We start from the raw sequence: 13238 nt of genomic DNA on the forward strand, positions 1-13238 counted from the left end.
GACAAGACGTGCGCCCCAATTCCCATCGCCCTTCCCGGGCTTTCCGCCCCACGCCCCTCACCCTGGCCCTGCTCGGCCTGGCCTCGACCCCAGCGGCGGTCCTGGCCCAGGAAACCCAGGAGACCCAGGTCATCGACCGCGTCGAGATCACCGGCTCCATCATCCGGCGCTCGGTCAAGGATGAAAGCGCGTTGCCGGTCTCGAAGATGAAGGCCGTCGAACTCGACCAGCGCCTGAACACCGAGCTCAAGGACATGATGCTGGAGCTGCCCCAGGCCAACTCCGTGGGCAGCTATGCCGGCACGGCCGGGCCCATGACCAGCCTGCGCGGCTTCGGCCCGATGCGCACGCTGACGCTGCTCAACGGCCGCCGCCTGGCCAAGGAGCCGCTGACCAACCAGTACGTCAGCGTCAACGTCATCCCGCGCATGGCCATGAGCCATGTCGACATCCTGCGCGATGGCGCCTCGTCGAGCTATGGCTCCGACGCCATGGGTGGCGTGCAGGCCTTCTACACATTGAGCAGCTACCAGGGTGTGGGCATCAAGCTTGAGACCGTCCAGCCGACGCGCTCCGGCGGCGGTGCCAGCAAGGCGCTGGGCCTGATCGGCGGCTTCGGCGACCTGGGCAAGAACGGCTGGAATGTCTACGCGGCCTTCGACATCCAGCACCGCGACGTGCTGCCGCGCTCGGCCCGCCCCGAGCTGACCGACGGCTCGGCCCTGACCCAGCTGGGCATCAGCACCGCCCCCGGCCTGGGCGCCAATGCTGCGCCCGGCAACTTCACCGACCCGACCAACCCGACCGCCTCGCTGCGGACCGTGCGCTACAACCCGATGTATGCCAGCGGCTGCCTGCCGCCCTACTCCGTGCCCAGCACCTCGGGCGGCCGCCAGACCTGCTTCCTGGACGCCAACACGCAGTACACGACCTTCAACAACAAGAACGACATCCTGAACTTTTACGCCCAGGGCAAGCTGCAGCTGCCGGGCGACCACCTGCTGACCGTCGAGTTCAACCACAGCGAGTTCGAGGTCGACCAGTACAACAACCCGGCCGCGCCCACGGTGCGCCTGACCAGCACCCACCCCTACTACCCCGGCAACGGCAAGGTGCCGGCCGTGCCTGGGCTGAACCTGGCGGGCCGACCCATCGACGTGCTGTGGTCGGTGGCCGACGCCGGACCGCGCATCCGCAACGACATCCACAGCAACGACCGCGTCGTGGCGACCACCGAAGGCTCGCTCGGCGCCTGGGACTACCGCACCGGCATCAACTACGGGCGCTCGCAGCGCGAGACCCAGGCCGGCGCCGGTTGGCTGCGTGTGACCGGCATTGCCAGCGTGCAGGGCACGACCGCGCGCACCCTCTTCCTCGACCCCAAGCTCAATCCCTTCGGCCTGCAGGACGGTGCCGGCATGGCCCTGCTGGACGGCGCGTCCATGGACGGCCAGACCCTGCGCCTGCACCGCGCCGAGAACGCCAGCATCGACGCGACCTTCTCGCGCAGCCTGATGAAGCTGGGCGGCGGCGACATGATGCTGGCCCTGGGCGCCGAGCTGCGCCGCGACACATGGAAGGCCATCGGCCTGGCCAGCAACGACCTGTCGGCGGCCCTGAATGGCCAGATCGACCTGCTGGGCGGCGACAACATCGCCAGCGGCGCCAACACCAGCACCAGCACCAAGATCAGCCGCGACGTCACCTCGCTGTTCGCCGAGCTGGACGTGCCCGTCCGCCGCGACCTGACGCTGAATGCCTCGGTGCGCGGCGACAAATACAGCGACCTCGGCGAAACCACGGTCAACCCCAAGCTCAGCGTGCGCTGGACCCCGGTGTCCAACCTGGTGCTGCGGGCCTCGGCCAATACCGGCTACCGCGCGCCCAGCCTGCCCGAGATCTACACCAAGGAAACCGAGCGCACCTCGCTGTCCGTGTTCAACGACCCGCTGCTCTGCCCCACGGTGAACGGCGTCGCCACGCCCAAGGCCGGCTACGCGCCCGAACTCGTTTGCGGCCTGACCGGCTACACGCAGATCACCAAGGTGCCCAACAACGCCGGCGTCAAGCCCGAGACCTCGCGCAGCCTGACCTTCGGCGCGGCCTTCGAGCCGGTCAAGGACCTGACGATGACGCTGGACTACTGGCGCACGCAGATCGACAGCGTCATCGGCAACCGCGCCATCGACTACATCCTGGCCAACCCCGCCACCTACCCGGGCCTGTTCCTGCGCAACGCGGACGGCACGCTGGGCGTGACCAGCAGTTCGGGCTTCAAGGACGCAGTCATCAACACGCCGTCCAACGTCGGCTCGCTGCGCGGCGCCGGCCTGGACGCCAGCCTGAAATACGCCTCGCCGCGCGCCGCCTGGGGCCGCATCGTCGCGGGCATCGACATCGCCTACCTGACGCGCTGGGACGCCCGCTCCGAAGGCGTCAACAACGGCGACTGGGTCTCGGCCCTGGGCTTCTTCAACGACGTGGTGCCGGTCAACCCCAATGCCGGCCTGTCCAACGCCACGCGCGGCCTGAACAACCGCTGGCGCCACACCGCCCAGATCGCCTGGCAGGACAACGACTGGCTGGTGCAGCTCTCGCAGCGCTACCAGAGCAAGGTCTATGACCAGAACCTGCCCGCCGCCATCGGCGCCGGCACTTCGGGGCCCCGCAACGTCAGCCCCTACGAGCAGTACAACTTCCTGGTGCGCTATTCCGGCTTCAAGAACCTCAAGCTGTCGCTGGGCGTCAGCAACCTGTTCAATGACCAGCCACCGCTGACCAACCACAACGCCTACCGCGGCTATCTCACAAGCGTGGCCGACGTGCTGGGCCGGGCCTATGTGATGACCGCCGACTACCGCTTCTGATCGAGTCTCCCGGTGCCTTCGAGCTGATTGCCGAAGCCCTTCAAGCTCCTGGCTCCGGCCAGGAGCTCTTTTTTGCGCTCAGGCCGAAATCCCGCTCAGCCGGCCCTGACCGTGGCTGACGCTAGCGCAACACCTAGTTGAACACTTAGCAAGAAGCTGCGTGAGGACGTTGTCATGACCCTCGGCCGAACGTCCTTCCAACCAAGGTTAGCAGCCGGCTTTTCGAACCGAGCAGTGGGCTGCAACAGCACAAAACGGCGCTCCCGCTTTTTCGTACCTTTTTCGTACAGGCAAAGAAAAAGCACCTAGCGTTTGCGCTAAGTGCTTGTTCTACCTACCGAATTTGGTAGGCGCGATTGGATTCGAACCAACGACCCCCACCATGTCAAGGCGGCGCCGGAAGGTAGTGAGCGCCCAGCGCCAGGAGGACCGCACTCCGGGGACTTCTCCGCAACGATCCAGATGCAGTAACTTTCGCAGTAACCAGATCAGTGCTGCCAGCAGCAAGCCAGGCAATATGCAGCAGTCTGGATGGATTTCGATCCTCCTCCTCTCCACCACCGTTCATCCTGGGCAGGCCCGCGCCTTTCCTGGAAGCCTGAAAGCCCTCGAGCATCAAAGCTCCAGGGCTTTTTCGTTTTCTGACGGCTTCGTCCCACACGGCTGGCAAACCGTACAAGGGTTGACGCCCATCAAGAGGCACCCGGCGGCGAGGCGCTACGGTCAAGGCCATGAAGAAGGCCCGGCTGCTTGCCTTGTTACTGACCCGCGCACCGAGCGCATGGGATTCCACGGCTGGGCAGCTTGTCGAACAGCGCGCCGGCAATGAACCGATAGCGCGTCCGGCATGAGCGCCTGGCTTGCTCTGGCGCCGGTGCTCGCCTTGCTGGCCATGGCTGCGGCGATCTGCTGCGCCTGGACGCGACGCCAAATGAGCCGCATCCGAATGACGGCACTGGTGTTCGACCACACCGACCTGGGCATCATCGTCACGGACACCCACGCCAATATCGTGTCGGTCAACCCGGCCTATTGCCGGATGTCCGGCTACGAGGCCGTCGAGCTGCTGGGGCACAACCCGCGCATCCAGCAAAGCGGCCGGCATGACAAGGCGTTCTATCGCGACATGTGGCGGACGCTGCAGGCCGGTGGCCAATGGCAGGGCGAAATCTGGAACCGCCGCAAGAACGGCGAGGCCTACCCCGTCTGGCAGAACATCTCCGCCGTCCGGGATGCGCAAGGCCGCGTCAAGCAATTCCTTGCCGTCATGTCCGACATCACGCCCGTCAAGGCGGTCCAGGAGCGGCTGGATCACCTGGCCCACCACGACGCCCTGACGGCCTTGCCCAACAGGCTGCATTTCATGGCGTCGCTGGACCGAGTCCTGGCCCATGCCGACCGTGACCAGAAGAACGTCGCCCTGCTGTTCGTCGATCTCGACCGCTTCAAGGCCATCAACGACACCCTGGGCCACGCCGCCGGCGACCAGTTGCTGATCGAGGTGTCGCAGCGCCTGCGGCGTTCGGTGCGTTCGGAGGACCTCGTCGCCCGCCTGGGCGGCGACGAATTCGTCGTCATGCTGGAGAACCTGAGTGAACGCGAGGAAGCCGCCCGCGTCGCGCGCAAGCTGCTCGCGGACCTGGCGGAGCCGATGCAGCTCGGGAAACGCTGCGTGACGCCAGCTGCCAGCATCGGCATCGCGCTCTATCCGCGCGACGGCAGAACGTCGACCGAACTGCTGTCATGCGCCGACGAGGCCATGTACGAGGCCAAGCGCCACGGCGGACAGAACTTCGCTTTCCGACCCGTTCCAGCCGCGTGATCCACGCCGGTTGCCGCAGGGTTCGAGAGCCCAGTCAGGTCTACGGCGTCCTTCCCGACGCGGCGACGATGGCGCCGTCGACGACTTCGATCGTGCGATCGCAACGCTGGGCCAACGCGGGGTTGTGGGTCACGAACAGCACCGCCGTTCCTTGCCGACGGTTGACATCGCGAAGCAACTCGAACACGACGCCGGCGGACTTGGTGTCCAGGTTGCCGGTTGGCTCGTCGGCGAGCAGGACCGCCGGCTGCATGGCGAGGGCTCGCGCGACAGCCACGCGCTGCTGCTCGCCACCGCTGAGGTGCACGGCAAGGTTGTCGCGGCGATGCGCCAGCCCCACGCTCTGCAACAGGGCGGCCGCGCGTTCCGACATGGCCCGGCTCGGGAAGCCCGCATCGCCCAGCATGGGCATCATGACGTTCTCGAGCGCCGTGAACGCGCCGATCAGATGGTGGTACTGGAAGACAAAGCCGATGCTGCGCCCGCGCAGGTGGGTCAAGGCAGCATCGTCCAGCAGGGTCGTCTCCTGACCGCACACGGCGAGTTGCCCGGACGTGGGCCGGTCGAGCAGTCCGATGAGGTTCAGCAAGGTGCTCTTGCCGGAACCCGACGGCCCGACCACGGCGCAGAACTCACCGCGACAAAGCGACAGGTCGATGCCATGCAGCACCTCCACTTCGGCAGGCTGGCCGGCGTTGAACGCCTTGCGCACGCCCTGCAGCCGCACGACGACGCCGTCGGCTTGGCTCTCAGCCACGGATCGCCACCACCGGATCCAGCCTCGCGGCGCGCAACGCCGGCGCCATGGCCGCCAGGATGCCCGTCGCCGTGGCCAGCACCAGCGCCGCAGCGAACAGGAAAGCTTCCAGCGTCACGGGCACGAGCGGCAGGCCGTCCGGCCCGCGCGCCAGGTCCCGCCAAAGCAGCAGCGCCACGGCGCCGATGGCCGAGCCGAAGGCCGAGCCTGCCAGGCCCAGCAGCCCACCCTGCAGCAGGAACAGGCGCAGGATGCGTTCACGCGTGATGCCCATGGCGCGCAGGATGCCGATCTCCCGCGACCGCTGCACAACCGACACGAACAGCACGCTGGCGATGCCGAATGCCACGGACAGCCCCACGAAGAAGCGGATGGCCGTGTTGGCAGTCACCTGCGCCTGAACGGCGCTGAAGAATTGGGCGTTGGTCTTGATCCAGCTGTCTGCCTCCACGCCGGTACGCGCGGTGATGCGTTGCGCAACGTCCTCCGCGGCGTAGATGTCGGTCACCGTCACGTCCAGGCTCGAGACACCTCCTGGCAGTCCCAGCAGGCTCTGCGCGCTGTGCAGGGCCATGAAGGTCGTGCGCTGGTTGGCCCCCTTGCTGCCCAGATCGAAGATGCCGCTGATGGTGAAGACGATGTCCGCTCCCGACGCTGCCGTGACGCGCAATTTGTCGCCCACCGCCAGGCCCAGATCACTTGCCAGCTCGGTGCCGATGAGGATGTCGCTGGCGTTCAACCTCGTCCCGCCCTGCACGATCTTGTCGGGCAGCGCGACGATGCGGAAGTACAGCGCCGGCTCCATGCCCACCACCGATATCGCCCGGCTGGCTTCCCCCCGCACGACCAGGGCCGACCCCGTCGCCGCCGGCGACACCGTGATCACCTCCGGCATGGCACGGATCTGCTCCGCGACGGCCTGCCACTGGTCGATGGACTTCAGACGCTGCAGGGGTGCCTGCACCGTGGCGTCAGCGATCACGCCGGATTGCCCGCCACGCAGGGGGCGCACCAATTCCCGCGGCGGCAACAGCTGGATGTGCGCCTGCGCGGTCAGCACACGGCGGATGAAGTTGGCCTGCAAGCCCGTGAGCAATGCCGACATGAAGACGATCACGGCGACGCCAATGGCGACACCTCCCACGATGAAGACGGTCTGCCAGCGTCCCTCGCGCAGGAAACGCCAGGCGACGATCCACTCGAAGGGCTGCCACGTCCTCATGGGCGCATGCCGGCGACTCGCAGCCGGGCGCCGTCCTGCACATGGGCAGTGTTGCGAATGAGCTGGTCACCCGCCTGAACGCCGTCCAGCACCTCCACGAAGCCACCGCCGCGCAGGCCCAGTCGCACCGCCTGGCGCCTGGCGCGCCCGTCCTTGGCTTTCAGGACCCAGGGCTTGGCCGTCTCGGCGTCGTGCAGCATCTCGAGCGGCACCGCCAGCGCATGGTCGCGGCGGGCCACCTCCACGTCGACCGACACCGTCATGTCCTGGCGCAGATAGGCCGGTGGCGACGGCACCCGCAGCTTGACCTCCACGGAGCCGCGCTGCACGTCGACGGCCGGATTGATGTAGACCACCTCGGCAGCAAACTTCTGGTCGGCAAAGGCGTCCGCCGACACCAGCGCCTTCTGACCCAGTGCCAGCAGCGCAAGGTTCTTCTCGTCGAACTGCACCACCAGCTGGGTTTCACCGCTGGGGGACAGCACCATCAGCGTCTTGCCCGGCTGCACCACGTCGCCGCGTTCGACCGCGCGGTTGATCAGCACGCCGTCCACCGGGGCGGTGATCGTCGCGTAGAGCAGGCGGGCATGTGCCATGTCCGCGCCTGCTTGCGCCTGGGCGAGCGCGGCCGCGGCAATCGCGTCATCGCTTCCGCCCGCCAAGGTGGTGTCAAGCTGCCGTCGCGCAGCGCCCCACTGGGCGTCGGCCAGTTGCACGCTTTTGCGCGCTTCGTCCAGCACCGCCTGGCCAACATAGCCCTGGCGGAACAAGTCCTCCTGCCGACGCAACTGGGCTTGCGCGTTGTCCAGCGTCGCCTGGGCCTGCCTGAGAAGCTCCTGCGCCACCGGACGCTGGACTTCATGCAACTGCCTGGCCCGCGCCTGCGCCTGCGAGACGGCCACGTCGGCTTCGCGCGCGGCGGCTCTGAGTTCCGTGGCGTCGAGTTCCACGAGCCGCTGGCCCGCTTTGACGGCCTGGCCCTCGTCGACCGGAACCCGCACCGCCGTCCCCACGATCTGAGCTCCGAGATTCACTCGATGGGGTGCTTCCACCCGGCCCGTTGCCACGACCGAGCGCACCAGGTCGCGCGGAACGACGGCCACGGTCTGCACGCTCGATCCCAACAATCGAGGCGCCCCCAGCATCCCTGCCACCACGAGAACCGCCAGGCCTGCGCTGACGTAGGCCCACCGCATGCATCACGCTCCGCGAACGAGCAGGACGGGCACGGCGGCCGAGCGCAGGACATGCTCGGCGTCGCTCCCCAGCAGCACGCGCTTCATGCCGCGCCGGCCGTGCGTGCCGATGACGATGAGATCGGCCTTCCAGGCCTCGACCTCCTCCTGGACGATGTCGCTCACGCGGCCGGAAATCACTTCGCGCAGCGTGACGTCCACGCCGACTCCCGCGGCTTCCACGCGCTCGCGTGCCTTCTTGAGGATCAGCTCGCCCGCTTCCCGCATCAGTGGAAGGATTTCCGCCGAGTAGCCGGCAAAGCCGTCGGCACCGATGGCCACGGTCAGGGCGTCAACGACATGCAGCAGCCGGATGCAGCCGCCGCTCAGCTTGGCCAGGGCAATGGCTTCGGTCAGCCCCTTGTCGGCGGTGCTGCTGCCATCGGTGGGAACGAGGATGCGTTGGTACATGGTGTGCCTCTACAAAGCGCCGCGAGCGGCTTTCGCTGCACCTTAGGACGGATCTCCCGTTCGGCAGTTGACTGGCGTCAAGCCGGCTCGCCAACCGCCTGATCCAGATCAACGGCCGCGCAGACGGCGCTGCGTAGATTGCGGGCTGACAAATTGCGGGTCCTGCCGCCCCGCGGGACACGCTGCAAGAACATGACACTTGATCTCGCCAGCCGGTTTTTCGTTGCACTCCTGATCGGCATCCTGGTCGGCGTTGAGAGAGAGAAGCAGCATCCGTCCGGCGGGCGCCAGACCATCGGCGGCATCAGGACGCATGCGCTGCTGGCCCTGGCGGGAGCTGCCTCGGCCTGGCTCGGACAAACGCTGCAGCTTCAGTGGCTTTTCGTTGCCGTGCTGGCCTGCTCGAGCGCCATGGTGCTGGCCAGTCGACTTCTCGGCCGGCGCCGCGGCAAGAGCGCGCCCGTCACGATCACCGGCGAGATCGCAGCCGTGCTCGTCGTGCTGCTGGGCGGGATGGCGGCCGCGGGCAACCAGGCGCTGGCGGTGGCGTTGGCCGTCACGCTTTCGGCGGTGTTGGCGTTCAAGCAGCCTCTGCACGCCCTGGTGGAGAAGGTCGGTGTCGACGACATCCTGGCCTGCATCAAGCTTCTCATCGCCACCGTCATCGTGCTTCCCCTGGTGCCCAACGAGACGGTGGACCCCTGGCATGCCCTCAACCCCTACCAGCTCTGGCTGCTGGTGATCCTGATCTCGGCGCTGTCCCTGGCCGGCTACGTCGGCATGCGCTGGCTGGGCCCGGCGCGCGGAGCCGCCGTTGCGGGCCTGGCGGGAGGCTTGGTGTCATCGACCGCCAGCACGCTGAACTTCGCCCGCGAAAGTCGCTCGGTTGAAAGGGCAGGCGACGCAAGCAACATCATTGCCGGCATCCTGTGCGCCTGGTTCGTGATGTTCCTGCGCGTGACCGCGATAGTCGCCTTTCTCAGCCGCCCCTTGCTGGGCGCCCTGTGGCTGCCCCTGTTGGCGATGGGCCTGGCGACCGCTGCCTTTGCCATGCGTCACTACCTGCTCGGTGCGGTCGGTGCTGCGGGCAGCGCCGCTCCCGCACCTCACTTGAAGAATCCATTCAGCCTGAGCGCCGCAGCGCGCTTCGGCGCCCTGTTTGCCGTCGTGCTGGTCATGGTGAAGCTGGCCCAGGAAAGATTGCCGAGCGGCGCCTTGCCGGCCGTCTCGGCGCTCGCCGGCGCGGCGGACGTCGACGCCATCGCGCTTTCTCTCAGCGGTCAGGCGGCGGGCGCTGCGTCGCTCAGCTCGGTGGCCTGGGCGCTGCTGGCTGCCTTGCTTTCCAACACCCTGTTGAAAGTCGCGACGGTGACGCTGATCGCGCGCGGAAAGGTCAGGCGGGAGATCATCGTTGCGAGCATCACCATCTGCATGGTGGGCGGCGTCGCGGCGCTGGCCTGGCTCTGAGCCGATGCTCAGTTCGGTACTCAGGCGGCGATGCCGCTCGCATCGCGGCCCGCCGTGCAATGCCTAGAGCTCGAAGAACTTGCGGCCCGCGGCGCCGAGCTGATTGTCCGTCGGATGGTCCACGACCTCATGGCCGGCGATGCACTTGCCCGTCTGCGGCCGATGCTTGTCGACATAGTGCCGGAAGTCCGCCAGCGCGGTTTTCGATGCCATGACGAGGACCGTCTGGTGCTCGCCGATTTCGTCGCAGACCTTGCCGAAGAACTCGTGCTGCGACCTGACTTCCGAACCGTGCTGGCCCGTCGGGTGCAGGCGCTCCCTGATGCGGCTCGGTTGGGCGGGCGCGGCATCCAGTTGCAGCAGCTTGGCTTGGTGGTGATCGATCCAGAGAACCGCGTGTTTCGCGGTTTTGACAGGGTGGGTCATGCCTTGTTTTCCAGTGTGTAGGTGCCTGTGGAGCACCCATGGCCAGGTGCTCGCAGAAGGATGGCCTCGACAGCGCTCCGCCGCTTTGATCGGCATCAACGTCGGCGGCACCGGAACTCGCAGATGCGGCATCCACCCCCTCCCGCGCCTGGCGGCGGCGACGCAAAGCCCCGGCAACGGATATTGATGCGCGTCAAGGCCGCTCGATCCGGAGTGCCGAAGATGGATTCGACTCAACTGCGAGGGGATTCCATGTTCAACGTTGGCACCATCGACCGTCTCTTGCGGGTCGTCGCCGGCCTGGCCCTCATCGCCGCTGTCTGGCTCGGCAGCATCGGTGCCTGGGGTTGGATCGGCCTGCTGCCCCTGTTCACGGGGCTCATCGGGTCCTGCCCGGCCTATCTGCCCTTCGGCTTCAGCACCTGCTCGGTCAAAGGCCGCAAGAGCACCTGACACAAGTCCGCGAATCGCAAACCCGCATCCAAGCCTGCTTGGTGGCCTCAATAGGTCGTATGCAGCTGCGAGTCGCCGGGCATGCGCTGGGGCAGCAGGATGCGGAACAGCGCGCCGCCGTCGCTGCGATTCTCGGCAGTGATGTGGCCGCCATGGATCTCGACGATCTTGCGGCAGATCGCCAGGCCCAGGCCGGTCCCGCCGGACCCGTCCTTGGTCTGGCTTGATTGCACGAAGGCCTCGAAGATGGACTCGAGTTCGGCCGCCGGTATGCCCGGCCCGCGGTCGGCAACGACGATCATCACCTCGTCTTGTGGCGTGCCGACGCATTCGACTTGCAACTCGGCTCTCTCGGGCGAGAACTTGATCGCGTTGGCAATGACGTTGCGGACCGCCTGGTGCATGCGCGACGGATCGACCTTGCCCACCAGAGGCTCGCTGCCCAGGCGCAGCGACAGGCGCAGCCCGCGCTTGTTCACGAGCGGATCCAGTTCCCGCAGCACCGCCTGCACCAGGCCACGCAGATCGATGCGTTCGAGGTGGAAGGTGCCGACGGCGCTTTCGATCTTGGAGACGTCCAGCAGGTCGTTGACCAGGCTCAGCATGCGCTGGCCCGAGCTGTGGATGTCGGAAAACATGCCGGCGAGCTTGGGGCTGTCGCAGCCACGGGTGAGCCCGAGTTCCGAGAAGCCGAGGATGGCCTGCAGCGGGGTGCGCAGCTCGTGGCTGATGTTGGCGACGAACTCCGACTTGGAGCGCGATGCCTCCTCGGCGGCGTCGCGCGCCTCGCGGGTGGCACGCTCGGCGTCCCGGAACTCGCTGACGTCCATCAGGGTGCACAAGATGCCGGCAGCCCCCCCCTCGTCGCCCGGCACCAGCACCTTGGTGACGACCATGTCGCGGCACGAACCGTCGCGGTGCTGCACCTGGGTCTCATACCTCAGCTTGCCACCGTAGGCGATGAGGCGCGCGTCCTGCTGGGCGTGCAGCTCGGCGTCCTGCGCAGACAGGAATTGGCCCACGTCGCTGCCGATGACCTCCGAGCGGGAGCGACCGACGAATTCCTCCCAAGCCTGGTTGACCAGGACATAGCGGCCCGTCGTATCGAACATGGACACCGGCAGCGGGCTGATCTCCAGCAGCAGGCCCGTGAAGGCCAACTGATGCTGCAAGCGCTGGTCCGACGCGACTCGCTCGCTGACGTCCATGGCGCTGCCCGCGAAGCCGGAAATTCGCCCCTCCGAGTGCAGTGGCACCACGGCAACCTGGAAGTGGCGCGCGCTGCCGTCGGCCGCCGGGATGCAGACCTGCGCCTGTCGCACACCGGCGCGGTCGTCGAGGCGGAACAGGTCAGCGGCGCGCTCGCGATCTGCGGCAGCGGCGAGCTCCCACAGATGCCGGCCCCTGGCCTGCTCACGCGCTTCATCGCTGATCGCTCCCCACCGTGCATTGACGAAGGTGATGGCGCCTTGCGCGTCGGTACGGAAGATGAGTTCCTGAACGCTCTTGAGCAGCACGCTGAGTTCACGCTCTCGCAACGCCACCTGCTCATGCGCGCCATCCAGCGCGGCGCGCGCCCCTTCGCGGGCATTCATCTCGTGCAGCAGCGCGGACAGGCCGCCTGCGATCGCGACCAGGGCCAGCAGGCCCACGGCGCCCAGCCAGCGCAGCCGCTCGCCCCAGGCCTGCAGCACGACCTGCTGGGCCATCTCGACGACGATCACCAGCGGACGGGAGCGTGAAGCCCGAAACGCAACCACCTGGCGCCCGGGCTGCAGACCGGTGCCGATGTATTCGCCGTGCTCCCGCGCTGGAAGCCAGCTCGCAAACACGGGGTGCTCCTCGATCTGGCCGCCGGGCTCCAGGGGCACGGCGTCGTTGGCGGCCACCAGGTGCCCGTCCCAGCTGGCCAGCAACGCAGCGCCACCTTCGTCCGACAGGGCCACTTGCTGGAAGTTGGCCAAGGCACCCGGGTTGATGAGGGCCACCAGCAGCAGCCGACGCCCGCCGGGTCCGCGCAGCGCGCGCACCAGCGGCAGCATGCCCACGCCGGAGGCACGCGCCGGCGTGGCAGTCGTGGTCAAGTCCGCCAGGCTTCTGCCGGGAAGGAAGGCTTGCAGGGCGTCCTGGCCATCGCGTGGCAGGGGGCCGAGCCTGACCAGGTCGATTCGAAGCCCCAGCTCCGTCGCGTTGGAGCTGGCCAGCACCCTGCCGTCCTCGTCGATGACGGCGGCACTGCGCAGAAAGGCCAGGCTGTTGAGCAGGGTCTGGCCCAGCAGTGGCTGCAGCCGCCCCGGGTCGGCCGCGGCCTGCTGGGCAATGCCCTCCCCCAGCGTCTGCAGAATCAGAGACGCGGACTCGACGGTGCGCGTGACGTGGTTCTCCAGCGTGCGCGTGATCAGCTCGACGCGATCCTGGGCATTGCCGAGCGCTTCACGCCTTTCGAAGACCGCCAATGCCGAAAGGGCGGCCAGCACGGCCAGCGCCAGCACGGCAGCAAGCAGTTTGGCGAGGATCCGTGCCCGACCCAGCATGTGATGAATAGAGGGCTGAATGTCTCGGTGACGCCGACGCACGC

General features: G+C 67.4%; 10 protein-coding genes and 1 tRNA gene. 4 read left to right on the plus strand and 7 right to left on the minus strand.

Going from position 1 to position 13238, the window contains the following annotated elements; all coding sequences use genetic code 11:
* Positions 1-8 precede the first annotated feature (8 nt).
* Positions 9-2867, plus strand: a complete 2859-nt coding sequence (locus AC3WOE_RS16360) for a TonB-dependent receptor domain-containing protein (protein ID WP_492691872.1) — start codon at positions 9-11, stop codon at positions 2865-2867.
* Between the two features lie 348 nt (positions 2868-3215).
* Here the strand turns inward: AC3WOE_RS16360 and AC3WOE_RS16365 are convergent.
* Positions 3216-3289: transfer RNA gene (locus tag AC3WOE_RS16365), tRNA-Val, on the minus strand.
* A gap of 425 nt (positions 3290-3714) precedes the next feature.
* Between AC3WOE_RS16365 and AC3WOE_RS16370 the strand changes: the two genes are divergently transcribed.
* Positions 3715-4689: a diguanylate cyclase domain-containing protein gene (locus AC3WOE_RS16370; RefSeq protein WP_492691874.1), complete on the plus strand. Its 975-nt coding sequence runs from the start codon at positions 3715-3717 to the stop codon at positions 4687-4689.
* A 40-nt stretch (positions 4690-4729) separates the two neighbouring features.
* Here AC3WOE_RS16370 and AC3WOE_RS16375 read toward each other — a convergent pair whose 3' ends face one another.
* From AC3WOE_RS16375 to AC3WOE_RS16390, 4 genes are read right to left on the minus strand one after another with little or no spacing between them, the layout of a single operon-like run.
* Positions 4730-5401 (minus strand): ABC transporter ATP-binding protein, encoded by a 672-nt coding sequence (locus AC3WOE_RS16375; RefSeq protein ID WP_492691875.1) that lies wholly within the window; start codon positions 5399-5401, stop codon positions 4730-4732.
* Between the two features lie 37 nt (positions 5402-5438).
* Positions 5439-6668 (minus strand): ABC transporter permease, encoded by a 1230-nt coding sequence (locus AC3WOE_RS16380; protein ID WP_492691876.1) that lies wholly within the window; start codon positions 6666-6668, stop codon positions 5439-5441.
* Positions 6665-7864: an efflux RND transporter periplasmic adaptor subunit gene (locus AC3WOE_RS16385; protein ID WP_492691878.1), complete on the minus strand. Its 1200-nt coding sequence runs from the start codon at positions 7862-7864 to the stop codon at positions 6665-6667. The genes AC3WOE_RS16380 and AC3WOE_RS16385 overlap by 4 nt, the downstream gene beginning before the upstream one ends.
* Positions 7865-7867: 3 nt before the next feature.
* Positions 7868-8314 (minus strand): universal stress protein, encoded by a 447-nt coding sequence (locus tag AC3WOE_RS16390; protein WP_492691879.1) that lies wholly within the window; start codon positions 8312-8314, stop codon positions 7868-7870.
* Positions 8315-8467: 153 nt separating this feature from the next.
* Between AC3WOE_RS16390 and AC3WOE_RS16395 the strand changes: the two genes are divergently transcribed.
* Positions 8468-9781 (plus strand): MgtC/SapB family protein, encoded by a 1314-nt coding sequence (locus tag AC3WOE_RS16395; protein WP_492691881.1) that lies wholly within the window; start codon positions 8468-8470, stop codon positions 9779-9781.
* A 63-nt stretch (positions 9782-9844) separates the two neighbouring features.
* Here AC3WOE_RS16395 and AC3WOE_RS16400 read toward each other — a convergent pair whose 3' ends face one another.
* Complete coding sequence (locus AC3WOE_RS16400) at positions 9845-10207, minus strand: hypothetical protein (RefSeq protein WP_492691882.1); 363 nt, start codon at positions 10205-10207, stop codon at positions 9845-9847.
* Positions 10208-10459: 252 nt separating this feature from the next.
* Here AC3WOE_RS16400 and AC3WOE_RS16405 point away from each other — a divergent pair, with 252 nt between their 5' ends.
* Positions 10460-10660, plus strand: a complete 201-nt coding sequence (locus tag AC3WOE_RS16405) for a YgaP family membrane protein (RefSeq protein ID WP_492691884.1) — start codon at positions 10460-10462, stop codon at positions 10658-10660.
* A gap of 47 nt (positions 10661-10707) precedes the next feature.
* Here the strand turns inward: AC3WOE_RS16405 and AC3WOE_RS16410 are convergent, their stop codons facing one another.
* On the minus strand, positions 10708-13194 hold the full coding sequence (locus AC3WOE_RS16410; RefSeq protein ID WP_492691885.1) for a sensor histidine kinase: 2487 nt from the start codon (positions 13192-13194) through the stop codon (positions 10708-10710).
* Positions 13195-13238: the final 44 nt, after the last annotated feature.

It is taken from the genome of Roseateles sp. FW305-36 (genome assembly GCF_058787015.1).

Coding starts and splice junctions, on each gene's coding strand:
- AC3WOE_RS16380 (WP_492691876.1), bottom strand. CDS start 6,668: ATGAGGACGTGGCAGCCCTTCGAGTGGATCGTCGCCTGGCGTTTCCTG.
- AC3WOE_RS16385 (WP_492691878.1), bottom strand. CDS start 7,864: ATGCGGTGGGCCTACGTCAGCGCAGGCCTGGCGGTTCTCGTGGTGGCA.
- AC3WOE_RS16410 (WP_492691885.1), bottom strand. CDS start 13,194: ATGCTGGGTCGGGCACGGATCCTCGCCAAACTGCTTGCTGCCGTGCTG.
- AC3WOE_RS16370 (WP_492691874.1), top strand. CDS start 3,715: ATGAGCGCCTGGCTTGCTCTGGCGCCGGTGCTCGCCTTGCTGGCCATG.
- AC3WOE_RS16390 (WP_492691879.1), bottom strand. CDS start 8,314: ATGTACCAACGCATCCTCGTTCCCACCGATGGCAGCAGCACCGCCGAC.
- AC3WOE_RS16405 (WP_492691884.1), top strand. CDS start 10,460: ATGTTCAACGTTGGCACCATCGACCGTCTCTTGCGGGTCGTCGCCGGC.
- AC3WOE_RS16400 (WP_492691882.1), bottom strand. CDS start 10,207: ATGACCCACCCTGTCAAAACCGCGAAACACGCGGTTCTCTGGATCGAT.